The 21562-nt window shown below is 69.1% G+C and carries 20 protein-coding genes and 3 pseudogenes; 8 read left to right on the top strand and 15 right to left on the bottom strand.

Annotated elements, in window-relative coordinates; translation table 11 throughout:
- Positions 1-449: 449 nt before the first annotated feature.
- Both ACZ418_RS38380 and ACZ418_RS38375 read right to left on the bottom strand, forming a co-directional pair.
- Positions 450-2621, bottom strand: a complete 2172-nt coding sequence (locus ACZ418_RS38380) for a SpoIIE family protein phosphatase (RefSeq protein ID WP_468372279.1) — start codon at positions 2619-2621, stop codon at positions 450-452.
- A gap of 298 nt (positions 2622-2919) precedes the next feature.
- A complete protein-coding gene (locus tag ACZ418_RS38375) occupies positions 2920-4173 on the bottom strand; it encodes an alpha/beta hydrolase family protein (RefSeq protein ID WP_468372276.1) in 1254 nt (417 codons plus the stop codon).
- A gap of 342 nt (positions 4174-4515) precedes the next feature.
- Here ACZ418_RS38375 and ACZ418_RS38370 point away from each other — a divergent pair, with 342 nt between their 5' ends.
- Positions 4516-4764 (top strand): hypothetical protein, encoded by a 249-nt coding sequence (locus ACZ418_RS38370; RefSeq protein WP_468372274.1) that lies wholly within the window; start codon positions 4516-4518, stop codon positions 4762-4764.
- Positions 4765-5035: 271 nt separating this feature from the next.
- Here the strand turns inward: ACZ418_RS38370 and ACZ418_RS38365 are convergent, their stop codons facing one another.
- The 6 genes from ACZ418_RS38365 to ACZ418_RS38340 form a co-directional block, all read right to left on the bottom strand.
- Positions 5036-6025, bottom strand: a complete 990-nt coding sequence (locus ACZ418_RS38365; protein ID WP_468372272.1) for a zinc-dependent alcohol dehydrogenase family protein — start codon at positions 6023-6025, stop codon at positions 5036-5038.
- Entirely contained in the window at positions 6022-6891 is an 870-nt protein-coding gene (locus ACZ418_RS38360; protein ID WP_468372270.1) for a carbohydrate ABC transporter permease, read from the bottom strand. Before ACZ418_RS38360 ends, ACZ418_RS38365 begins: the two co-directional genes overlap by 4 nt.
- Entirely contained in the window at positions 6891-7853 is a 963-nt protein-coding gene (locus ACZ418_RS38355; RefSeq protein WP_468372268.1) for a carbohydrate ABC transporter permease, read from the bottom strand. Before ACZ418_RS38355 ends, ACZ418_RS38360 begins: the two co-directional genes overlap by 1 nt.
- A gap of 85 nt (positions 7854-7938) precedes the next feature.
- A complete protein-coding gene (locus ACZ418_RS38350) occupies positions 7939-9303 on the bottom strand; it encodes an ABC transporter substrate-binding protein (protein WP_468372266.1) in 1365 nt (454 codons plus the stop codon).
- 155 nt (positions 9304-9458) lie between these two features.
- Entirely contained in the window at positions 9459-10220 is a 762-nt protein-coding gene (locus tag ACZ418_RS38345) for a DeoR/GlpR family DNA-binding transcription regulator (protein WP_468372264.1), read from the bottom strand.
- A 367-nt stretch (positions 10221-10587) separates the two neighbouring features.
- Entirely contained in the window at positions 10588-11151 is a 564-nt protein-coding gene (locus ACZ418_RS38340) for a hypothetical protein (protein ID WP_468372306.1), read from the bottom strand.
- 95 nt (positions 11152-11246) lie between these two features.
- Here ACZ418_RS38340 and ACZ418_RS38335 point away from each other — a divergent pair, with 95 nt between their 5' ends.
- The 4 genes and pseudogenes from ACZ418_RS38335 to ACZ418_RS38320 form a co-directional block, all read left to right on the top strand.
- On the top strand, positions 11247-11468 hold the full coding sequence (locus ACZ418_RS38335; protein ID WP_468372261.1) for a hypothetical protein: 222 nt from the start codon (positions 11247-11249) through the stop codon (positions 11466-11468).
- Positions 11469-11488: 20 nt separating this feature from the next.
- Positions 11489-11827 (top strand): hypothetical protein, encoded by a 339-nt coding sequence (locus ACZ418_RS38330; RefSeq protein ID WP_468372259.1) that lies wholly within the window; start codon positions 11489-11491, stop codon positions 11825-11827.
- A 255-nt stretch (positions 11828-12082) separates the two neighbouring features.
- Positions 12083-13386: pseudogene (locus ACZ418_RS38325) on the top strand (MFS transporter).
- 98 nt (positions 13387-13484) lie between these two features.
- A pseudogene (locus tag ACZ418_RS38320) lies at positions 13485-13742 on the top strand (barstar family protein); the annotation flags it as partial.
- Between the two features lie 45 nt (positions 13743-13787).
- Here the strand turns inward: ACZ418_RS38320 and ACZ418_RS38315 are convergent.
- On the bottom strand, positions 13788-14015 hold the full coding sequence (locus ACZ418_RS38315) for a DUF6207 family protein (protein WP_468372256.1): 228 nt from the start codon (positions 14013-14015) through the stop codon (positions 13788-13790).
- Between the two features lie 82 nt (positions 14016-14097).
- Entirely contained in the window at positions 14098-14892 is a 795-nt protein-coding gene (locus ACZ418_RS38310; RefSeq protein WP_468372253.1) for a TetR/AcrR family transcriptional regulator C-terminal domain-containing protein, read from the bottom strand.
- 283 nt (positions 14893-15175) lie between these two features.
- Between ACZ418_RS38310 and ACZ418_RS38305 the strand changes: the two genes are divergently transcribed.
- Positions 15176-16888 (top strand): MFS transporter, encoded by a 1713-nt coding sequence (locus tag ACZ418_RS38305; protein ID WP_468372252.1) that lies wholly within the window; start codon positions 15176-15178, stop codon positions 16886-16888.
- A 356-nt stretch (positions 16889-17244) separates the two neighbouring features.
- Positions 17245-17544, top strand: a complete 300-nt coding sequence (locus ACZ418_RS38300; RefSeq protein ID WP_468372249.1) for a DUF6087 family protein — start codon at positions 17245-17247, stop codon at positions 17542-17544.
- A gap of 26 nt (positions 17545-17570) precedes the next feature.
- On the opposite strand, the gene ACZ418_RS38295 is transcribed toward ACZ418_RS38300, so the two are convergent.
- The 4 genes and pseudogenes from ACZ418_RS38295 to ACZ418_RS38280 form a co-directional block, all read right to left on the bottom strand.
- Positions 17571-18119: a DUF4142 domain-containing protein gene (locus ACZ418_RS38295; protein ID WP_468372247.1), complete on the bottom strand. Its 549-nt coding sequence runs from the start codon at positions 18117-18119 to the stop codon at positions 17571-17573.
- A 496-nt stretch (positions 18120-18615) separates the two neighbouring features.
- Positions 18616-18741: pseudogene (locus ACZ418_RS38290) on the bottom strand (Sir2 family NAD-dependent protein deacetylase); the annotation flags it as partial.
- Between the two features lie 11 nt (positions 18742-18752).
- Positions 18753-19298 carry a hypothetical protein gene (locus tag ACZ418_RS38285; protein ID WP_468372245.1) on the bottom strand — a complete coding sequence of 182 codons (546 nt, stop codon included), beginning with the start codon at positions 19296-19298 and terminating at the stop codon, positions 18753-18755.
- A complete protein-coding gene (locus ACZ418_RS38280) occupies positions 19295-19423 on the bottom strand; it encodes a hypothetical protein (RefSeq protein WP_468372243.1) in 129 nt (42 codons plus the stop codon). The genes ACZ418_RS38285 and ACZ418_RS38280 overlap by 4 nt, the downstream gene beginning before the upstream one ends.
- A gap of 237 nt (positions 19424-19660) precedes the next feature.
- Here ACZ418_RS38280 and ACZ418_RS38275 point away from each other — a divergent pair, with 237 nt between their 5' ends.
- Positions 19661-20440, top strand: coding sequence for a class I SAM-dependent methyltransferase (locus tag ACZ418_RS38275; RefSeq protein ID WP_468372241.1), 780 nt, complete (start codon positions 19661-19663; stop codon positions 20438-20440).
- A gap of 761 nt (positions 20441-21201) precedes the next feature.
- Here the strand turns inward: ACZ418_RS38275 and ACZ418_RS38270 are convergent.
- Positions 21202-21444 carry a DNA glycosylase AlkZ-like family protein gene (locus ACZ418_RS38270; protein ID WP_468372303.1) on the bottom strand — a complete coding sequence of 81 codons (243 nt, stop codon included), beginning with the start codon at positions 21442-21444 and terminating at the stop codon, positions 21202-21204.
- Between the last annotated feature and the right edge of the window lie 118 nt (positions 21445-21562).

Raw genomic sequence — 21562 nt, 5'->3', positions numbered from 1 at the left:
CCACCTGGCCGATCTGCTGCTGCGGGCCGCCCATCTGCTGGCCGAACTGCTGCAGAGGCGGGGTACCGGTCATCACCGACATGAATGCTCCGTTCCATGGCATGACGGGGGAAGCCGACATACAAGTCGATATCGGCCTTATCGGAAGAACCCGACTCCTCGGACGTTAAGTTGGTGTTACCAAGACCGCAATCGCTCACGCCGGGTCCGGAGTCGGTCGCAACTCGACTGCTGGAGGGAAGAATCGTCCGGACGAGGGAGCACGGACCGAGTCGGCGAGCACCGGAGACGGCCGGGCCCGCACCAGCAGGACCCGCCATCCCGAGGAATGCTTTCGGTGCGCAGCAGGCCGGACGCCACAGGTGTCCGAGCATGTACCACGCCGCTGGAGCGGACCCTGTCAGCGGTGAGCAGGAGGCCGCGGAATGGATGCCGTGCGATCGTGACCATCAGATGGCGGTGATCACCAGTGCGGCCTGGTCATCGAGGGAGGCATTGCCTGCGAATGCGGTGACTGCGGTGGTGATGGACTCGACGACGGCAGTGGCTGTCGGCGTCGTGGTCCGGACGGCGACGAGCGCATCGGCCAAGCGCTCCTCGCCGAAGAACTCGCCGTCGGCGGAACGGGCCTCGGTGATGCCGTCGGTGACCAGGACAAGGCTGTCGCCCGGGTACAGGTCGATGCAGCACGGGCAGAAGCCGGGATCAGGACCGATACCCAACAGCAGGCCCGGTTGCGTGAGTTCTACGACCGTGCCGTCGGCACGGCGCACGAGCGGCGGTACGTGGCCTGCTCGGATCAGGGTGAGCGTGAGGCGGGACGCGGTGTGCCGCAGCTCGCCGTAGACGAGCGAGACGAACTGGTCGTCACCGGCGGTGTGCCCCGTCAGTGCGTCGTTGATGGCGGTGACCACGGCCGCCGGTTCGTCGAGGAGGCGGGCGGCTGCACGTGCGGTGTGGCGGACCATGCCGGTGGTGGCGGCTGCCAGCGCGCCGCGTCCGGAGACGTCGCCGATCATGAGGGCCCAGCGGTCGGCGGGCAGCGGGAAGACGTCGTAGAAGTCGCCGCCGACATCGAGGCCCTCTCCGGCCGGATGGTACGAAGCCGCCAGGGTGGCGCCGGGAATCCTGGGTATCTCGGGAGGCAGCAGGCCTGCCTGAAGATCGTGGGAAAGCCGGACGCGGTCAGTGAACTGATGGGCGTTGTCGGCACTCGACGCGGCCCGGCGGGCGAGTTCCTGGGCCAGGGCGACCTTGCGTTCGTCCAGGGGCAGGTCGGTGGCCAGGAGGGTCAGCGCTCCGAAGGTACGGCCCCGGGTGGTCAGCGGCACGCACACGTAATCCTTGACGCCGAGCTGCCCGCGCAGGCCGCTCGCGTGGGCGGACTCGGTCGCGCCGGAGGCCAGCACGCGGGCGACGGCGGCGTCCACCTCGTCGCACAGCGCGGGGGAGGAGAGGAGCTCGTCCCCCTCCCGGGTCGACGCCGCGACGGCGATGCGCTGGGTCTGGCCGCCCTCGGATACATGGACAGCACACAGCGGTGCCAGGGCCGGGACGGTCAGCCGGGCCATGCGCTGGAGGCTGTCCGAGTAGTGTGTCTCGCCCGTGATGGCGGTGCTGGCCTCCAGCAGGAAGGCCAGATCCTCTCGCGCGGCCTTCTCGCGTTCCTGGGCGGCGTGGCGTGCCTCCACCGCGGCATGGCGTTCGATGGCCAGCGCCGCTATGCGGGTGAAGGAGGCACTGAGCGCCATGTCCTTGTCCTGGGGAGCCTTGGGGGTGCGGTGGTACATCGCGAAGGTGCCCAGCAGCCGGCCGTCCGCGTCCTGGATGGGTGTGGACCAGCACGCCGCGACCCCGGCCCTCAGTGCCAGGTCTCGGTAGTCCTTCCACAGGGGATCGGTGGCGATGTCCGTGACGATCACCGGTTCGCGCCGGAAGGCGGTCGTGCCGCACGAGCCGACGCCCTCGGCGATGGGTACCCCGTCGACCGCCTCGTTGTAGAAGTCGGGCAGGCGCGGGCCGGTGCCGTGCCGCAGGTGCTGTCCGTCGGGATCGACGAGCAGTACCGAGACGAGCATGTCCGGGGAGAACTCCTCGATCGCCGTGGCCATGCCTCGGAGGATCTCGTCCAGCGGGGCGTCCCGTGCGATCTGCTCCAGCAGCACGCGCTGCTCCGCGGCCAGGAGATGCGCATGGTGGTACGCGGTGGTGTCGACCGCGATCACCACGACTCCGTCGATCCGGCCGACGGCATCCCGGCGGGGCTCGTAGGTGAAGTCGAAGAATCCTTCCCGCTGCCTGCCCGGCCTGCCCAGCAGAAGCCGCCCGTCCCTGGCCCGGTACGCGACGCCGGTGCGGTAGACCGCATCGAGCCGGTCGAGGACGCCCTGCGGAGCCAGTTCCGGAATCGCCTCTCCGACCGGCTCGCCGAGGCGCCCGCGGTCGCATCCGAGCGTCTCGAAGAATGCCGAGTTCGCCGCTTCCAGCAGGTGCCTCGGGCCACTGAGCGCAGCAAAGATCACCGGGGCCTGTCCGAACAGGTCCGCGTACTCCTCGCCCCGCCGGTCGACGGACACGGAGTAGGCCGTCGCCGCACTGTGCGGATCGAAATTGATGGACATGACAGGCGCCCTCTCCTGCCTCGTCCGCGCGCTGACCGCGCCGTTTCGGTGCCTCCACTCTGGCACATGTCTCCGCTGTTTCCAGCCTGCAGCCGGGCCGACCACGGCGGCGCACCCCCGGGCCCCACCGGAAGCCCCGCCCTGGCAGCTGCGACCTTGCCGGTATACCGGCTGGTCAGCGTCGGTCACCCTCCATGCTGATCACCGTGGACCGGGCGGCGGCTGCCGTACCCGCGCGCTGCCGAACGTTGCGGTCGATCCGCTACCGAAACTCGGTTCGGCGGCCCGCCCGACCGGTTCAACCATGGCTGCTCGATGGCGGGGTGCAGGCACCGGGGCGGCTCCCGCCGTGGGTGTGGAGGAAGGCCAGGAGATCGCAGACCGACCGGCCCAGGGCCTGATCGTGGCCCGCACCGGGGTAGACGCGGTAGACCAGTGAGGGGGAGCCCAGGCGACGCAGGCGGGCCACGACCTCGTCGGTCCAGGCAGGCGGCACATCCTGGTCGGCGTCACCCTGGATGACCAGGGTGGGGACGGTGATGGCGGAGCGGTCCGGATCGCCGTAGGCGCCCATCCGCTCACCCATGCGCCGCAGCTGATCCCCTTTCAGCGGCAGCATCCGCTCGGTGTTCACCCCTTTGAGCACGGGATGGCTGTGCGTCACGCAGTCGGCGATGACCCGGGAGGCCGTAGCGGCTGCCGAGGGCCCCAGCAGCGAGCGCAGATCCGTCACCGGGCCACCGGGCTCGGTGGCGGCCAGGCCGACGAGCGAGTAGAAGGCGAAGGACAGCTCGCTGGGCACATGGGAGGCCTTCACCCCCGCGAGCATTGCCTCCAGGTGGCTGGCCGGGGCGATGGCCACCGCCGCGCCAAGCCGCTGAGCGCCCGTCCGGCGCGCGGCGTGGGTGGCGAACAGCGCGGCCTGCCCCCCTTGCGAGTGCCCGACTGCGAACCACACCGGCGCCAGGCCGGGTATCAGCCGGCGAGCCGCGGTGACGATGTCGACCACCGCGTTGCCCTCGTCCGCGCCGACCAGATAGGAGTGCGGGCCCGGGGTGCCCAGTCCGGGGTAGTCCGAGGCGGTGACCGCGTACCCGGCGCGTAGGAGCGCGCGCAGTTCCTGAGCGAAGGCCTCCGAGCCCAGGTTCGCCGACTGCGAGGGTGCGCAGGCGTCGGCCACACCGGTCGTTCCATGCGCCCAGGACACCACCGGCCACCCTCCCCGGGGAGCCCGGCCCGACGGCAGCAGCACGGTGCCGCTGACGGCAACGTTCGCGCCGCGTGCGTTGGTGGAGTGGTACAGCACCGTCCAGCGCCGCGCGCTCTCCAGCCGCGCATCAGGACCATGGTCTGTAGCCGCAATCAGCGTGCCCGGTTCTGCGGGCGGCAGCGGATCGGGTACCTGGTAGGCGTGGTTCACGGTGATCACACCGGATGCCGGCTGCCGGTCCGCCGTCACCTGGGGACTCCCGCTGCGGTCCGACGGGCGGGAGGCGGGACTGCCCGCCGCCGCGGCGGCGGCGAGCGCGAGCGTGACCGCGGTGGCACGCAATCGGGGGCGCCTTGGCCGGCGCCGCCCTGTATCTGTGCCTGTCCCCAGGAAGCGAGGCGAGCTCGGTATCTTCACGGACGGATGCTCCCTTCCAACAGGCCTGTTTTCCCACCTTGGCGTCTTCGTGAGGGGCAGGCATGTGGAGGTACGCCGTTTGGCCCCGCTTGGCCGTCGGCCTGGCGGTTCACTATGCCGCCGTCGACAGGGACGTGGAGGGCGTTGGCGGAGCGCAGGTCGTGCCGCCGGTCGGCCCTGGCGCGTGCTGACATGCTGGTCAAAAACCTTCCCAGATATATCTAGAAAGGGGCGCAATCGGCGCAGCCGCATCGCTACCGTGGTCGGATGGATACAGAGAGTTTGCGGCCTCTCGACACCGGAGCCATTCGCAGTCAGCTCGTTGCGCACGAGGAAGAGGTCCGCCATCTGGCGAAGCAGCTTGGCATCGCAGGCGAGTTCCAGGCGTGCTGCACGGTACGCGACGCGGCGGACTTGCTGCTGGCCGCCGGCCGTGCGCTGGCCGTTGAGACGCCCTGCCGGACCACGACGCACACCATGGCCGTTCTGTACGCGCTGTGCCGGACGGACGCATAAGCCGCCATGCCGTGGCGCCGCCTCGGCCGGCCTGGCGCTCGAGGGCGGCCGGGACGGACGTCCTCCGGCCGACGCCGGCAGCCGACAGGAGGCGGTGTCATGTGGTGGGTTGCGGAATGACAAGCTCGAGCCTGTGCCCTGATCATGTCCACCAGTGCTTCGCCGATGACGAGCGCCGGGAGCCCGAGGGCTGCTGCGTCCCCGCTGCCGATCAGGCCCCCGGGCGCCGGCTCGGTGCGGGCCCGGCCGCTTCCGCGTTCGGTACCTCAGGTCACGGCAGTACCTGGATCTTCCGGCCCTTCCCGGCCTGGAACTGCCGCAGCGCCTCGGCGTAGTCCGCCAGCGGCAGCCGGTCGCTGATGAAGATCTCCGGGTCGAGCACTCCACCGGCGAACAGTTCGGCGGCGCGCTCGTAGCTGTGCAGGACCGCCATCGAGCCGGTGATGGTGATCTCCTCGTTGTAGATCCGGTACGGGTCGATGGTGGCCCGGGTCGCGTAGTCGGCGACGCCGAACTGGAGGTAGGTGCCCCCCTTGCCGACCCGGCCGAGGGCGTCCTGGATGGCATGGGCGTTGCCGGTGGCGTCGATGACCACATCCCAGCCGCGCGGGCGTTCGAGCGCGTCGGCGGTGGTCACGGCGTTGCTGCAGCCGAGCGTGCGGGCGGTGGCGAGCCGGTCCTCGTTGAGGTCGACCATGTCGACCGTGGCCGCTCCGGTGCGCTTGGCGAGTTCCAGCATCATCAGGCCCATGGTGCCCGAGCCGTAGATCAGTACGTTGCTGGCGAGCGCGCTGCGCAGGATGTCGTAGCCGCGTACCGCGCAGGACAGCGGCTCGATGAGGGCGGCGTCCTCGGTGCGGACGTGCTCGGGGAGTTTGACGCAGTTGGCGGCGGGGGCGGCCGTGTACTGTGCCGCGCCGCCGGGGACGGTGACACCGATCGCGTTCCAGCGCTCGCACATGTTGCCGCGTCCGATACGGCAGTAGTGGCACTCGTGGCAGTACAGAGAGGGGTCGACGGCGACCCGGTCGCCGACGGCGAGGTCGCGTACCCCGGAGCCCAGGGCGACGACCTCGCCGGCGAACTCGTGCCCGGGAACAATGGGCAGGGTGGGTGCGAACTCGCCCTGCAGGATGTGGAGATCGGTGCCGCACAGGCCGCAGGCAGAGACCTCGATCACCACCTGCCCGGGGCCGGGTGTGGGGTCGTCGACGGTCTCGACGCTGACCTGGCCGGGCGAGCTGATGATGGCGGCTTTCACTTGACTGCTCCAAGGGACAGGCCCTGGACAAGTTTGTCCTGGGCGGCGAATCCGGCGATGAGAACCGGCAGGGAGATGCAGACGGCGGCGGCGCACACCTTGGCCAGGAAGAGGCCCTGGCTGGTGACGAAGCCGGTGAGGAACACGGGTGCGGTGCCGGCGACGACGCCGGTGAGTACGCGTGCGAAGAGCAGCTCGTTCCAGCTGAAGATGAAGCAGATCAGCGAGGTGGCGGCGATGCCGGGGGCGACGACGGGGGCGACGATCCGGGCGAGGACGGTGGGCAGTCCGGCGCCGTCGATGGAGGCTGCCTCCAGGATCTCGACGGGGACCTCGGCGAGGAAGGAACGCATCATCCATACCGCGATCGGCAGGTTCATCGAGGTGTAGAGGATGATCAGCAGCGCGACGTTGTCGAGCAGGCCGCTGTTTTTGGCGATCAGGTAGATCGGCAGCAGTCCGGCCACCGCGGGCAGCATCTTGGTGGACAGGAAGAAGAACATCGCGTCCGTCCACTTGCGCACCGGCTTGACGGACAGCGCGTACGCGGCCGGGATGGACAGCACCAGCACCAGGAGCGTCGAGACGAGGCTCGCGGAGAAGGAGTTGATCAGCGGCGGCCAGGGGGAGACGCCGGTACTCGCGCCGAAGAACTCCCGGTAGCCCTGGAGGGTCAGCGGTGCCCCCAGGCTCGGTGGGTTGGTCGCGGCGTCGGACTCGCTGTGCAGCGAGGTGAGCACCATCCAGGCGACCGGAAGGAAGAACGCGACTCCGCAGAGCCAGGCCAGCAAGCCGAGTGCGCCGCGTCGGCGTCGGGCCGTGCTGCCTGGGCTGCCCGTGGGGCGGGGGGCGACGGTCACGGCCATCAGCGGGTCTCCTCTCGGAGCAGGGACGAGACCGTCCTGAGCGCGAAGCTGCCCACGAGGAGGGAGCAGATGACGACGATGACGCCTTCCGCGGAGGCCTGCCCGTAGTCATGCGCCTGGTAGAAGGTCTCGTAGACGGTGTAGGGCAGGTTGGCGGTGCCCAGGCCGCCGCCGGTGAGCGTGAAGACGGCGTCGAAGTTCTGCACCACGTAGATGCTGCCGAGCAGTGCGGCCAACTCGAGATAGCGGCGAAGGTGGGGGAAGGTGAGGTAGCGGAAGACCTGCCAGGTGCTCGCACCGTCCACGCGGGCCGCCTCGACGGCGTCCATGGGGCGGCTCTGCAGTCCGGCCAGCAGGATCAGCATCATGAAGGGCGTCCACTGCCAGATCAGCGATGCCTCCACGGACATCAGCGGCAGCGAGGACAGCCAGTCGGGCTGCGGCGCGTTGTCGCTGCCGAACAGGCTCCACAGCCAGGTCAGCGATCCGTTGATCAGCCCGTAGGTGGCGTTGTACAGCGCGTGCTTCCACAGCAGTGCGGAGGCCACGGGCACGACGAGGAACGGTGTGATCAGCATGGTCCGGACGATGCCGCGGCCGCGGAACTGGCGGTCCAACAGCAGAGCCAACCCCAGGCCCAGTACCAGGCTGACCAGCACCACGGTGACCGTCAGCATGACGGTCGTCAGCAGGGACGAACGCAGCTGCGGGTCGGTCACCGCGTCCTTGTAGTTCTGCAGCCCCGCGAAGGCCCGGTTGCCGGGGTCGAGGGCGTTCCAGCGCATGAACGAGATCACCAGCGTGCCGACGAACGGCAGCTGTGTGACCACGATCATGAAGATCAGGGCCGGGAGCAGCGGGGCCCGCCGGGCCCATGCCCCCCGGGATCGCCGTGGGGGTGCCGCTTGTTGGGCGGTTTGCGGTGCCCGGGTACGCCTGGTGAGCGAGTGAGTGAGGGTCATCGGTGTGTCTCCGCTGTGCTCCCGTCCCCCGGTCCCGCGTGGGCGGGACCGGGAGGTCGGGAACGTCGGGTGGGTCGGGCAGGGATCACTTGGCCGCGTACTTGGCGGCGACCTTCTCGGCGAGCGCCTGGCTGGACTTCAGTGCCTGATCGACACTGGTCTTGCCGGCGATGGCGGAGCTGATCTGCTGGGAGACCTGCGTGCCCAGGTCGGTGAACTCGGGGATGCCGACGAACTGGATACCGGGCGCGGGCCGGGGCTGCACACCAGGGTTCTGCGGATCGGCGGCCTTCAGCGCGTTCGCGGTGGCGCCTGCGAAGGCCGACGCCGCGGCGACGTACTGCGGGTTGGTGTAGGTGGAGCTCCGCTTGCCCGCCGGGACCCGGGACCAGCCGAGCTTCTTGCCCACCAGGTCTTCGTACTGCTTGCTGGACGCCCAGGAGATGAACTTCCAGGCGTCGTCCTGGTGCTTGCTCGCCTTCTGCAGGCCCCAGGCCCAGGTGTAGAGCCAGCCCGAACTCCTGGTCTGGTCGACCGGCGCGGGCGCGTAACCCATCTTCCCGGCCACCGGCGACCCACTGGCTTCGAGCGACCCGGCCGCGGAGGTCGCGTCGTACCACATGGCGACCTTGCCCTGCTCCATGTCGTTGAGGCACTCGGCGAAGCCGGACTGCGGGGCGCCCGCCTCACCGTGGGCCCGCACCAGGTCGACATAGAACTTGGTCGCCTTGGTGAAGGCGGGGCTGTCGACCCGGGCCTTCCAGTCCTTGTCGAACCAGGTGCCGCCCATGGTGTTGACCACCGTGGTCAAAGGAGCCATCACCTCGCCCCATCCCGGGAGGCCGCGCAGGCAGATGCCCTTCGTCCCGGGCTTGGCGCCGTCGGCCTTGGCGGCCAGGGCGGCCACCTGCTGCCAGGTGGGGTTGGCCGGCATGGTCAGCCCCTTCTCCTTGAAGACGTCCTTGCGGTACATCAGGAAGGACGACTCGCCGTAGAACGGCTCGGCGTATATCTGGCCGGATGCCGTCAGGGACTGCTGCATGGCGGGCAGGATGTCGCTCTGGTCGAAGGCGGTGTCCTTCTTCGCGTACGAGGTCAGCGGGGCGAGCCAGCCGTTCTTGGCGTAGATCGGCGTCTCGTAGTTGCTGATCGTCGCCACGTCGTACTGGCCGGCCTGGCTGGAGAAGTCCTGGGTGATCTTGTCGCGGACATCGTTCTCCGGCAGCACCGTGAAGTTGACCTTGATGCCGGTCTGCTTGGTGAAGTTGGCCGCCGTGAGCTTCTGCAGGTCCGCCATCTGCGGGTTGTTCACCATCAGCACGTTGATGGAGTGCGAGCCGGAGCCACCCCCTGCGCCACCGGCGCCCGCGCACGCCGTGAGCAGTGCGCCGCACACGGCCAGCGCGCCCAGCGGCACAGCGCGCCGCAGAACAGTCGGTCTTGAAGTCATGATCGTCCCTTTCATGAAATGTCGGATGTGGGCAGCGAAGGGCAAGGGGGATGTGGGATCGGGCAGACGGTTGCGTTCGGCTCTGCAGGCAGGGAGGTGCCGTCGGCGCGGCTCCGGCGGAGCCGTCCCTGGCGGTAGGGGGAGGGCTGAGCGGCTCAGACCCGGTGGACGCGGGGTCCCATCAGTGAGTAGCGGTGCGCCTCGGCGCTGGACAGTCCCATGTCGGTGACGATGGCCTCGAAGTCACCCACCCCGGCGAAGCGGCAGAAGCTGCTCGCGCCGAACTTGCTGTGGTGCCCCATGAACACACGTCGGCGCGACACGGCCAGCGCCTTTGCCTTGACGTCGGCCACCACCGGATCCGGGGTGGTCAGGCCGAGCTCCCGGGAGATCCCGTTCGACCCGAGGAAAGCCAGGTCGATCACGAACCTCTCGAGCATGGCGCAGGCCCATGAGCCCACCGTGGCCAGGGTCCGAGCCCGGACACGGCCTCCGAGGAGCAACACGGTGACCTGCGGAGAGTCCACGATCGCGGCTGCGGTGGACAGTGAGGCGGTGACCACGGTCAGGGGCCGGTCACCGGGGAGGAGTGCGGCGAGGAGCTGGGGGGTGTAGCCCTCGTCCACGAACACGGTCTCCGCATCACCGAGGAGCTTGACCGCCTCCGCGGCGATCCGGCGCTTGTCCTTGACGTGCAGGGTCTCTCGTTCGGGGAGGCCCGTCTCGAAGCCCGCGCCCTCGACGGGATAGGCACCGCCGTAGGTGCGGCGGAGCAGGCCCCTGCGCTCCAGGACGCTGAGGTCGCGGCGGATGGTCTCCGGCGCGACAGCAAGGTCGACGGCCGTGGTGGTGACCTCGACACGTCCCTGGTGACGAGCGAGCGCGAGAATCCGGCTCTGACGCTCTTCGGCGTTCATCGCACTCACCTCGCCTTCCGTACCCGGTCCGGGCGCGGCGTGCCCGGTCTTGCCGCACATTTATACCAATCACTTTTTCGCGCAAACCGGCCCACAGTGGGCCTGAAACTGCCCGATGATGCCTGAAGGGGCTGACCAAAGTCCCAGGTCACAGCCGTGCCACACGCTTTGTCCTGTTCAGCGGTGCCCGTATGGACCGCCATCGGTGCCTGGTTCGGGTGGACGGCGAGCTGTGACCGACCCCGTCGAACCGCTGAACGGGCCCTCGCCGGCCCTTGGGTGTCGTGCGGTAGGAGCGCAGGGGGTTGTCGCCCAGCGCCTGCTCCCCAAACACACCTGCCCTATCCGCGCTCCTACCCGGTCTACCTCATCGGCCTGTTCGGCCTCGTGGAGCCCGCCGGTGCCCTTGCGGCGCAGTGGGCGGGCACCTGGTGGCAGTCCTGGTGCTGGACATTGCTGTGCAAGGCGTGAACATCCTCAACCAGCGACGCCTGTTCGCCGTCTCCTCACAGGTCCGAAGCAGGCTCAACACGGCCTTCGTCACCTGCAACTTCGTCGGGGGTGCCACCGGCTCCACCGACGCGTCCCTGCTGTGGACCGCCGGGGGGTGGACGGCTGTCGCCCGCACCGGAGTCGGCCTCGGCTGCCTTGCCCTCGTCGTATGGGCCATCGGCCGCCGAGGGCACCCGTACCCGTCACTGCCGAGCGAGCAGCGATTGCTCAACGCCGGCTCCGGCCTCGATGAGGCGCTGCGCCGGGAGTTGCACAAGTCAGGGACAGGCTGGATCCCGTGCGGCACTGCCGTATCGGTGGTGGCCGCCCAGCTGGCCAGCAGCTTGAGGGCGTCTTCGTCCGGGGAGCCGGGGTCGGCGGTCATGACGGTCAGGCTCAGAGCAGGCTGTGCGGGCAGTTGCATGGCGTCGAAGGCCAGCGTCAGATCGCCGACGACGGGGCGGTACAGGTGCTTGAGGCCGGTAGACCCCGCCGGGCGAGGAGCACTGGCACGGCGCCGCCCCTGACCACTTCATGACCCACATCGCCCTGTGGGAGACCGACGACGTCAACTGGCTGGATTCCGTCACCGACAGCGAGTACGGCCGCCCCCGCCACGGCACCCGCGTCGGACCCGCTCGATCCGGGCATCTGGTCGGCTCCTGCGGGGCGGCGGACACGACACTCGCCATGGCTCACCGGCTGCCTGACTCCATCGCCGCTACGAGCGCAAGGCCGATGCCTCAAACCACGTGACACCCCGAGACGGCTGCACGATGATCAGTGTCGTGCGTGCAGCTGATGAGACCGAATTCGTGGTGGCCCGCTTGTGGCAGCAATTCAGGAGTGAGCCGTGGCCCGCCCGGCTGAACGGTGCCGAGCTGGCCGGCATCGACCTCGTGATGCTCGACGCCGACCTCGCCGGGTGCGTGGACACGTGGTTGAACAACGGTGGTCTCCTCGACGCACGCCGCCGCAGGATCCTGAACCGGCGCATCCGCGAGCTTGAGCAGGTCCTGCCACAGCTCACCGAGGCAGACAACCCTCGAATGTGGCAGCAACTGCACCAACTGGCTCAACTCGTCTCAGACGACAGTCCGTACCCGACCAACTGAGACACCCTCTTGATCGCCTTTCGTACCCTGCCGCGCAGGAGCTGGTGTTCGCGCAGCGAGTGACTCACGAGGAGCGAAGACATGGTCGGTCGTCCGAGCACGCGTTGACGTTCGAGGCCGTGAGCGGCCTCTGTCATCGCGTGCTGCCCTTCATGCGCGGCACAGCGAGCCTTCCTTTCCCGCTGCCTGAAATGGTCCGAGCACCTGTCGTGCGCCGGCTGGCGGGTCTCGTCTTCGGTCATCCGAGGGGTCCCTGTGCCGTCCTCTTCCTCCGCTGTCTCCCCTTCCGGTCGACCTGTGCCGCCGAGCCTGTGGCGGGACGGCGACTTCCGCCGGCTCTGGGTGGGCCAGGCGGCCTCCCAACTGGGCGAACATGCAAGTCTGGTGGTTCTGCCGCTCTTCGCCGTCCTGACGCTCAACGCCGGTGCCGGCCAGTTGGGCGCCCTGCGCGCGGTGGGGCAGACGCCGATCCTGCTGTTGTCGCTCTTCGCCGGCGCGTGGGTGGACAGGTGGCGGACCCGCACGCTGATGGTGCTGACGGACGCCGGTCGGGCCCTGGCACTGGGCGCCGCGGCCGTGGCCGGCCTGCTCGGTGGGCTCGGCCTGCCGGCGCTGCTCGTGGTTGCCTTCGCCGTCGGGGCTCTTTCCGTGATCTTCGACGTGGCATATCAGGCCTCACTGGTACGGCTGGTGAAGCGCGATCAGTTGGTGCCGGGCAACAGCGCGCTCGAGGGCAGTCGGTCCGCTGCGCAGATCGGCGGTCCCGCCCTCGGCGGTGCGTTGGTGTCTATGCTGTCGGCGCCGTCGCTACCGCCTCCAGCGCAGCGCTTTTCGTGGTGTCATTCCTGTCGATCAGACGAATCGGTCGCCGCGAATCCGTCCCGGAACGCTCGGAACGTCCTCCTCGGCTCTGGCGGCGGATCCATGAGGGCCTCCGCTTTGTCGCCGGCGACACCTCGCTGCGGACTGTGTGCCTCGCATCAGCCGCCTTCCAGTTCTTCTTCGCGGCTGCGATGACCGGCTATCTGCTGCTCCTGCCACGGGACCTGCACCTGTCGGGCGCCGCCGTCGGGCTGGCACTCGCGGCGACGGGGCCGGGCGCGCTCCTGGGCTCGCTGCTGGCCGCCCGACTACCGAGCCGCTTCGGACATGGCGCTGTGCTCGTGTCCGCGGCAGCGCTCGGCGACGGCGTGTTCCTGTTCGTGCCTGCACTGCACGGCTCCTCCGTGGTGACGGTTCCCGCGCTCCTTACGGTCAACTTCGTCTTCGGGACCTTCAGCCAGCTGGTGAATGTCACGGTCATGGCCGTCCGGCAGACCGTCACTCCGGACGGGATGCAAGGCCGCGCGGCCGCGACGATCAACTTTGTCGGCATGGGGCTGACCCCGCTCGGCTCGCTGCTCGGAGGCTTTCTCGCGCAGGTGTGGGGGACGCGCACCAGCCTCCTGGTGACAGCGGCAGGCATGCTGCTGTCGCCGGCACTGATGGCCCTGTCCCCACTCGCCCGCCTGGGACGGACGCTTCCCGCCCCGCCGGAGACTCCTGTCCCGTCTGCATGAGGGCACCGTCCGTCAGCTGGAGCGCTCAGCCGGAGTCACCCCCGCCGAACGTGAAAAGGGCCTCGCCGTCTTCTCCTGGTCCAGGCAACATTCCCACCGTGTATGAAGACAGGGGCCATCACGGGCAGGCACGGTACGCCCTGACGGAGTCGGAACACCGCCACGTCTGGGGCGTCTGTAGGGAGGTAGACGGACTTTTCAGGGAACCCAGGCGCGGGACGTACGAACTCTTCGGCTGGGTGCCGGACGGCGCCGAGGTCCGCGGCTGGGTCGGATGCCGGGTGTGGTTGGTACCGGAAGACAGCACGCTCGACCCATGGCTGTTGGAGGACGCGGAAAGCCTCGGACAGCACCCGCGGTCGACCACCTGCCGGAGTGCTGTCTGGTACGCCTCTGCTTCGTCAGGTTCCTTCTGTCACGTGTGCTTCGTGAGGGCCGGATGCCGCGTCGCCCTGGCCGGAGGAGGAGACGACCTGCGGCCCGCGACCTGAAAGAAGGGCGCCGCACCCACCATCCCGAACTGATCCAAGTGTTCGGGTGGTGAGCGCGGCTGTTGTGGTCGCCCACTGTGCGGCGATCGCCTCCTGGAACGCCAGTGGCGTCTGGTCATCAGCGGCAGAGACATCCACGGCGATCAGACCCGGCCGTGCCACATGTGCCGCCGGCTTCCCGGGCCGCGCCGGAGCCCGGGACTCGGTCGGCTTCCGGGACTCAGTCGGCTTCCGGGACCGGGCCGGTCGCAGGGTCCGGCAGGTAGCTCGCCAGGCCGCGCAGGATGATCTCCAGGCCGATGTCGAACCGCTCGTCGGAGGAGTCCGTCACCATCAGCCCCGCCAGGGCGCGCAGGTGGGGGAAGTCCTGCGCGGGCAGGGACGCGAAGTGGTTCTGCATCTCGTTGGTCATCTCGCGCCAGTCGGGGCGGGCCGGTGAGGCAGCGTGACCGCCGTGCTGAGTGGCCCGGTCCCGCCACATGCCCTCCTCCAGTACGAACCCGTCGATGTAGGTGGAGATGAGGTCACCGGCCTCCGCCGCGATGCGGCCGGGTAGCCCGGCGGTGCGGAAGATGGCGAGCAACGCCTCGACGTGCGGCAGCAGTTCGGCGGTGAAGGGGACGTGCCCCATGGAGATCCTGGCCATGTCCCGGTGGGACAGCAGACGTCGGCGCCATGCGCGGGCGAAGTCCCGCAGCTGCTCCTGCCAGTGCTCCGGATCGGGTGCGGGCATCGCGTAGCCGTCGAAGAGCCGCGTGTACATGAGCTCAAGGAGATCGTCCTTGGAGCTGACGTGGGCATAGAGGGCGGAGACCGCGACCCCCAGTTCGGCCGCGACCTGACGCATCGAAAGGCCGTCGAGCCCGTGCCGGTCCAGCACGGTGAGGGCGGCCTCGGCGACGCGCTCGCGCGACAGCGGCGTGCGTACGGGTGCGACGTGGGCGCGAGCAGGGCGCTCGCGCTCCCACGGGGACGGCGGAGGGGGTGCTGGGGTACCGGCGGCCACGTCGCTCATGGCACAAGTCTAGGGACGCGGAGAACAGTGTTCTGCTCGGGGTGACGGCGTCCCCGCACTGACAAAGACGCGATATATCTTGTCAGAGACGAGCAATGGCGCTATATCTTAATGAACGCCGTTCTCTTGGTGAGCACTGTTCTGTCAGTCTGAACAGTGTTCTCCCGAGTGTCCGGTCGCCTGTCTTTCTGGGCTGCATCAGCGAGCCGGGCAGTTTTCGTCCAGCCATCCCACCGCGCCCGCGGAACCTCGACGCAACGCGGCCTTCTGTGAGGAGTTTCCGATGTCCACCACCGGTGTCGCGTCCGCTGAGACGCCCACCGACTCGCCAGCGCCCTACCGGTGGCGCTGGGCGGCGCTTTTCGTGATCCTCGCGGCCGAGGTGATGGATCTCCTCGATGCCGTTGTCACGAACATCGCCGGCCCCTCCATGCGGGCCGACCTCGGTGGCGGCGCCTCCACCCTCCAGTGGCTCGCCGCCGCGTACACCCTCTCCATGGCCGTCGGACTCGTCACCGGCGGCCGACTCGGGGACATCCACGGGCGACGCCGGATGTTCCTGGTGGGAGCCGCCGGCTTCACCCTGGGCTCGCTGCTGTGCGCGGTCTCCGTGTCGCCCGAGATGCTGATCGCCGCACGTGTCGTGCAGGGCCTGTTCGGCGCGGTGATGCTGCCACAGGGCCTCGGCATGATCAAGGAGATGTTCCCGCCGCAGGAGTCACAGAAGGCCTTCGGCATGTTCGGCCCGATCATGGGGCTGTCCGCGGTGTGCGGGCCGATCCTGGCGGGCTGGCTCGTGGACGCCGACTACTTCGGTACCGGCTGGCGCATGATCTTCCTGATCAACCTGCCGCTGGGTGCCGCGGCCTTCCTCGGGGCCCAGCGCTATCTGCCCAGGGGCCGGTCCGGCGACAGGCCGCGCCTCGACATACCCGGCATGCTCCTCGTCTCGCTGGCCGCACTGCTCATCATCTTCCCGCTGGTGCAGGGCCGTGAGTACGACTGGCCCGGGTGGACGTTCGCGATGATGGCCACGTCGGTGGCCGTCTTCGTCGCCTTCGCCACCTACGAGTCGCGCCGCAGCAAGGCCGGCCGGGACCCGCTGGTCGTACCCAGCCTCTTCCGCAAGCGCGGGTTCAGCGGAGGCATGACGCTCGGGCTGGTCTTCTTCTCGACCATGCAGGGCTTCATGCTGGTCTTCAACCTCTACACCCAGATCGGCCTCGGCTATTCGCCGCTGAAGGCGGGTCTGGTGATGGTGCCCTGGTCGGGCGGCATGATCGTCGGTTTCGGCGTCGCTCAGGCTGTCGCCCGGTTCGGCCGGGCCGTGCTCCAGGCGGGCACGGTGGTCATGGCGCTCGGCGTGTTCGGCGTGTGGCTGACCCTCGAGACGGTGGGCGGCGGCGTCGGCCCCTGGCAGCTCGTGCCGGCCCTGCTCGTCACCGGCATCGGGATGGGCCTGCTCATGGCACCCTTCTTCGACATCGTGCTCGCCAGCGTCGAGCAGCACGAGACGGGCTCGGCGTCCGGCACGATGACCGCGATGCAGCAACTCGGCGGCGCCTTCGGCGTGGCGCTCCTCGGCACCGTGTTCTTCGGCCTGCTGGGCGGCGGTATCGCCACCGCCGTCGACCACCACTCGGCCGGCCTGCGGGGTCAGCTGAGCGCCGCGCACATGGCGCCGACCGCGCAGGACCGCGTCGTGGCGGACCTGCGGAGGTGCGCCTCGGACCGTGCCGTCGCCAAGGACCCTGCCGCCACCCCGGCGTCCTGCGCCCGCCTGGAGAAGGACACCCGGTCCGCCGTCACGTCGCCGCAGGCCGGCGTCCGGATACCCGCCGCGCTGGAGACCACCGCGAAGTCGGCCTTCCGCAGCGGTTTCGGCTCCGTGATGAAGACGGTGCTGTGGATCGTCGACGGCATGCTCGTCCTGACGTTCCTGCTCTCCTTCCTCCTGCCGCGGCGCGCACGCCCCGAGGGTTCTGCCGGTCACTGAGCCCCGGCAGCCTCGGCGAGACGAACGGCCGGGCACCACTCGGCGGTGGCTGTCCGGCCGGCTGGCCACCGCCGACGCCCGGCCCGAGCAGGCCGCAAGGGCGCGGCGCCCACACCCATCCGGTCAAACGGCCCGTGCCCAGGACGGCACCACCTGGACCGTCCGGCAGGCAGGCGACGAACGCCTGTGGACGCCGCAGAGGACGAGTTGGCGTGCTGGCGTGTGCACGGGCCCCGGGGGTCGACCGGTCCGAGGTGAGCGTCACGCCCGAAGGACCGACTTCACTTGGGCTGGGGTCTGACCCGAATCGCCGAAGGAGAGGTCGCGACGATGGACGACGACGAACCTCTGGACCGATGGGCGGCACGCCCCGGCTGATCGTGGAGTGGGACGGTTACCAGTGGGTTCCGGTGACCGCGGTGGACAACTACGCCGCCGTACAGCGGATGTTGCACGGCATCAACGACGACGTGACCCAGATCAAGCCGCATGCCGGCGGGAGTCGACCGATGGCGCCGGCACCGGACGGCACCGAAAGCCCTGACTGTCCCCGCGAGCACGGCGCCCGTCCCGGAGACCCGGTGCGGGCGCCGTGGCATTGTGCGGAGCTGTTGAGCACGATCACCTCAGATGCGGGCCGCGAGCGCCGTCGATAGCGTCCCGGACCCTGAGCCGACGGGCGCTATGCGTGGCACACGCCGTGGTTGACCATCTGGGTGTGGCGTGCCACGACCGGGCGTGCGCTCTTGGCCAGGGACTTGACGAGCGGGTTGGCGCCCGAGGCGATCTCCTTGTCGATGAGCGCGAGGGTCTGCACGTGGGCGGGGTACTGAGCCTTGAGCCACGCGGTGTCGTACGCGGGCGTCCTGGCGAGGGACTTGAGGGTGGCGGTTTGCCTCAGCTGCGCGCCCGTTTGCCCGGTCGGCAGTCTCACCCCGAGTCGTGCCGCTGTCTTGACGACACCGGCATCGAGGGTGCGGTGGTCGCGGATGAAGTCGGCGGCGACCCGCTTGACGCAGGCGGTGGTGGCGGCGCTCTGAGCTTGCTGACTGGCCGTGATCTCCCACAGGTTGCCCTGGTGGGCTGCGGTCAGGAGTTGCCTGTCCAGGGTGGAGACCGCCGACGGCGAAACCGTCGACGAAGCGAGAGCCGGGATCGACGTGGCGCCTGTAAGGCACAGAGTGGCGGCGCAGACGGCGGTGAAACGGGCGGCGGATCGAGTCGTGTACATGAGTCCTCCACAGGTCGCACGTGCAAGCCCCGACGAAAGCCACATCCTCATTGCACGAAAGGTGAGAAAGTGCACCTATGTCATGATTCACCCGGTTGAGTTGCTCGGCAACCGAGGACGCCGGCGCCTCTCTCCACCCGAGGTGCAGATGGCATGCTCCTCGTGATGCGGGCGCCCCGGGCAGCAGTCCGGGGCGCCCTGTCACTGCAGCAGCCGCTTCTCCTATGCCGCAGCGACGGCCTGCTGTCCGGTCAGACGGACCGTAGGGCCGCTGACCATACCGTCCCGGCCAGGCCGACAATCCTTGCTGCCGAGACGGCCTGGACTTGGCCTTGTGTTGACGCGGGGAGCGCGGCGGATGTGCGGTGGCAGGACCGCCCTGCACTGCACCACACCACCATGCCAGGCGCGTACAGCGCAGGACCGGCCGATGACCGGCACGTCAGCGACTGGTAAGGAGCCGGCTCGAGTGACTCCGTCATCGTCCGCGTGCTTGATTAGTGCCCACGACCAGTGGCGAGGCCGGTTCACGAACCAGGTAGCAGCAGTGTTCGACCCGCTGCGGCGGAACCGTTTCACCGAAGAACACCACGTCCGGCTTGAGGATGCCGCCGCGGACCGTGATTTCGCGGGTCAGCCGTCGGCTTGGTCCTCCGGTCCGGCCGCGTCACCGATGGCAACGCGCAGGTCATGCATGCCTTGCAGGATGTCGATGAGGGCTTCCTCCGCCCCGCTCAGAGCGCGTCGTGTTCCCTCCGTATCGCCGCGCTCGGCGTGCACCTGAGCGCTGAGGGTGTACACCGCTGTCATGACGGCAGCGAAGGCGGCCTCCCGGCCGGGTGGCAGTTCTTCCGCCTCGGGTTCGGAGACCTGCACCGCGGTGCGCTGCAGCCGGTTTGTCAGGACGTTGACCGCGAGGCCGGGATCCGCTCCCACCTGCTCCCCCCAGCCGAGCAACGTCTCAAGCACGTCCTCGATCTCCCCTTCCTCGGTCAGACGGGTTGCTGCGGTGATCTCGAGCTCCGTCTTCGCCAGCAGACTGCCCAGCAGGTGCAGGCGGTCTTCTTCCTGCGGCCCCTCGGGTCGCTTCTCCGGATCTGCAACCGGCTCAGCCGCCAGAGCGGCCAGCGCTGCGTAGATCTGCTCAGTACTTACCGGGCGCTCGCTACTGATGCTCACGCCTTCAGCTTCACCCAGCGAAGGCATGCCCGCCCGCCCAGTACGTGCGAGCCCCAGGCGAGTTCCACCACCCAGACCAGCGCCTGGCCGAGCATCTGGCGCTTGAGGATCTTGATCGGGTTCACGTGGCCTTCGACCGGGCCAGTGCTCCGGCGCAGGGTGAACCCGGTCGATGCGGCGTCGCGGTCGCGGTCGACGTCTGTGGCGTATCGCTGGGCAGCGGCGGGCGGGGTCGACCCACGGGGAGGTGCGTGCGGAGGTGTCCGCGGCTACCCGCGGTGCCTCCTCGAGTGTGCGGGTGGCCCTCGCCGAAGTGGTGCGGCGAGGCAGCCGACCGTCAGCAGCACGGATAGCGTAACCGCATGGACTGGGATGAACGGCTGCTTCACGCCTCGTCGTTCGGCGCAGCGGCGGTCGCATACGCCGAGCACCGACCGGACTACGCGCATGCCGCGGTGCGCTGGGCGCTCGAGCCCGCGCCCGGCCCGCGCGTGCTCGACCTCGGCGCCGGAACCGGCAAGCTGACCGCCACGCTGGTCGCACTGGGTGCCGAAGTCATTGCAGTCGAGCCCGACCCGGCGATGCTGACCGAACTGCGCCGCTCGCTGCCGGCTGTCCGTGCCCTGCCGGGCAGTGCCGAGGCGATACCGCTACCAGACGCGTCCGTCGATGCCGTGCTGGCCGGCAACGCCATGCACTGGTTCGACATGGCCGTCGCGGGACCCGAGATCGCCAGGGTCCTCGCACCCAGCGGCATCCTGGCCGGCCTGTGGAACGTCATGGACGACCAGGTCGAGTGGGTTGCCGGGCTCGCGCGGATCAGCGGGAGCGCGGCCATCGGCCCGCGTGACACGCCCACCAGCTGGCGCGCCGAGACGGCGGACATGCACCTTCCAAAGACCGGTGTGCCCGCCCGGTTCGGCTCGCCGGAGCAGGCCGAGTTCCCGCACGGGCAGCGCCGCACCGCCGACACCCTCGTCGCGACCATCGCGACGCGCGCGGGGGTGCTGGTCATGCCGGAACAGGAACAAGAGGCCACGCTGGGCCGGATCCGCGCCTTCCTTGCGAGCAGACCGGAGACCGCCCGCGGCGAGTTCACCCTCCCGATGCTGACCGGCGTGCTGCGCGTCCGCCGGGTCTGAAGCATCAAAAGGCTCATCCGCAGTCTCATCCGGCACCGGCAGTCGGTCCACATCGCTCGGAGAGCAGCAGCGATGTCCAACGCCAACTCATATGCACGCTCGCCGCTTGAGGCGCCGAGAAACAGATGACAACCAGCCCTGACGCGTGCCATGCACCCGTTTTTATCGGCCACGCGCACCCACACATTGCTGTGCAGTCCGGTACTTCCGTCTGCGTAATTGCACCTCCGCAGTCAGGATGCCGTGATCCCTTGGACACCGAGCCGCTGGACTGTCACGCGGCAGGGATCGGGGCGGAGGCAGACCACGCCAGTCCACTCATCGGGTTCCGTGATGCCGCATAGATGGCTTTGAGCCGAGAGTCGATCATCATGAGCGCTGCGCCCACATCCCCGACGGGAGCGTGCTGGGGGTCGCAGGGCGATGGCACAGGATTCCTCCTCAGCTGACCGTGAGCAGCGCGGCGTGTCCGTACAGTAACCCGCCGATGATGCTGGGTCCGAGGATTCCTGGGGATCGGCCGAAGACGCCCTGCACCACTCGAACTTCGACAGCGCAGGCTCAAGATCTGGTTGCACGGAACAAACTGTTGATCTGTCGCATCGAACGTTGAGCGTTTCCTTACGACGTCGCGCCGCCAGTGAAAAGCGGCGCCCCGGCGCCCAGCACGACGGGCGCCAGGTACAGCGTCAGCGCGTCGGACCGGCCCGGCGGCAAGCGCCGGGCCGATGGCGGCGCCGCCGCCCATGGGCCTGGACCCGTCAAACAGGCTGACTGCAGAAGCGACTCACTTCGATCATTTCAGTGTCCAGTCCGCGTTTCACCTGAGGCGACAGGGGCTTGAACGTATCCACCGTGACGGAGCGCCCTTCGTCACGACGACTCCAAGTAGCGATGGTCAGGCCGTCGACGATGACGGTGGGCCGGATGATTCCGCCTCCTGGCCAGACGCGGGCCTGGTGCGCCGCGGGAACGGAGACTTCGCGGGTCCGGTAGCCGACCAGTTAGTTGTCGTAGGCAGGGAGCATGCGCACGTCCGGGGCGTTGTATGGGTACCCCCGCTCCTCCGTCTGTTCGACGAGCGTAGTGAGCTCACGATGTTCGACGAACTGGCTGTTCACC

The organism is Streptomyces sp. NPDC030820, from assembly GCF_055572075.1.
This window is presented reverse-complemented; position numbering and strand designations above follow the sequence as displayed.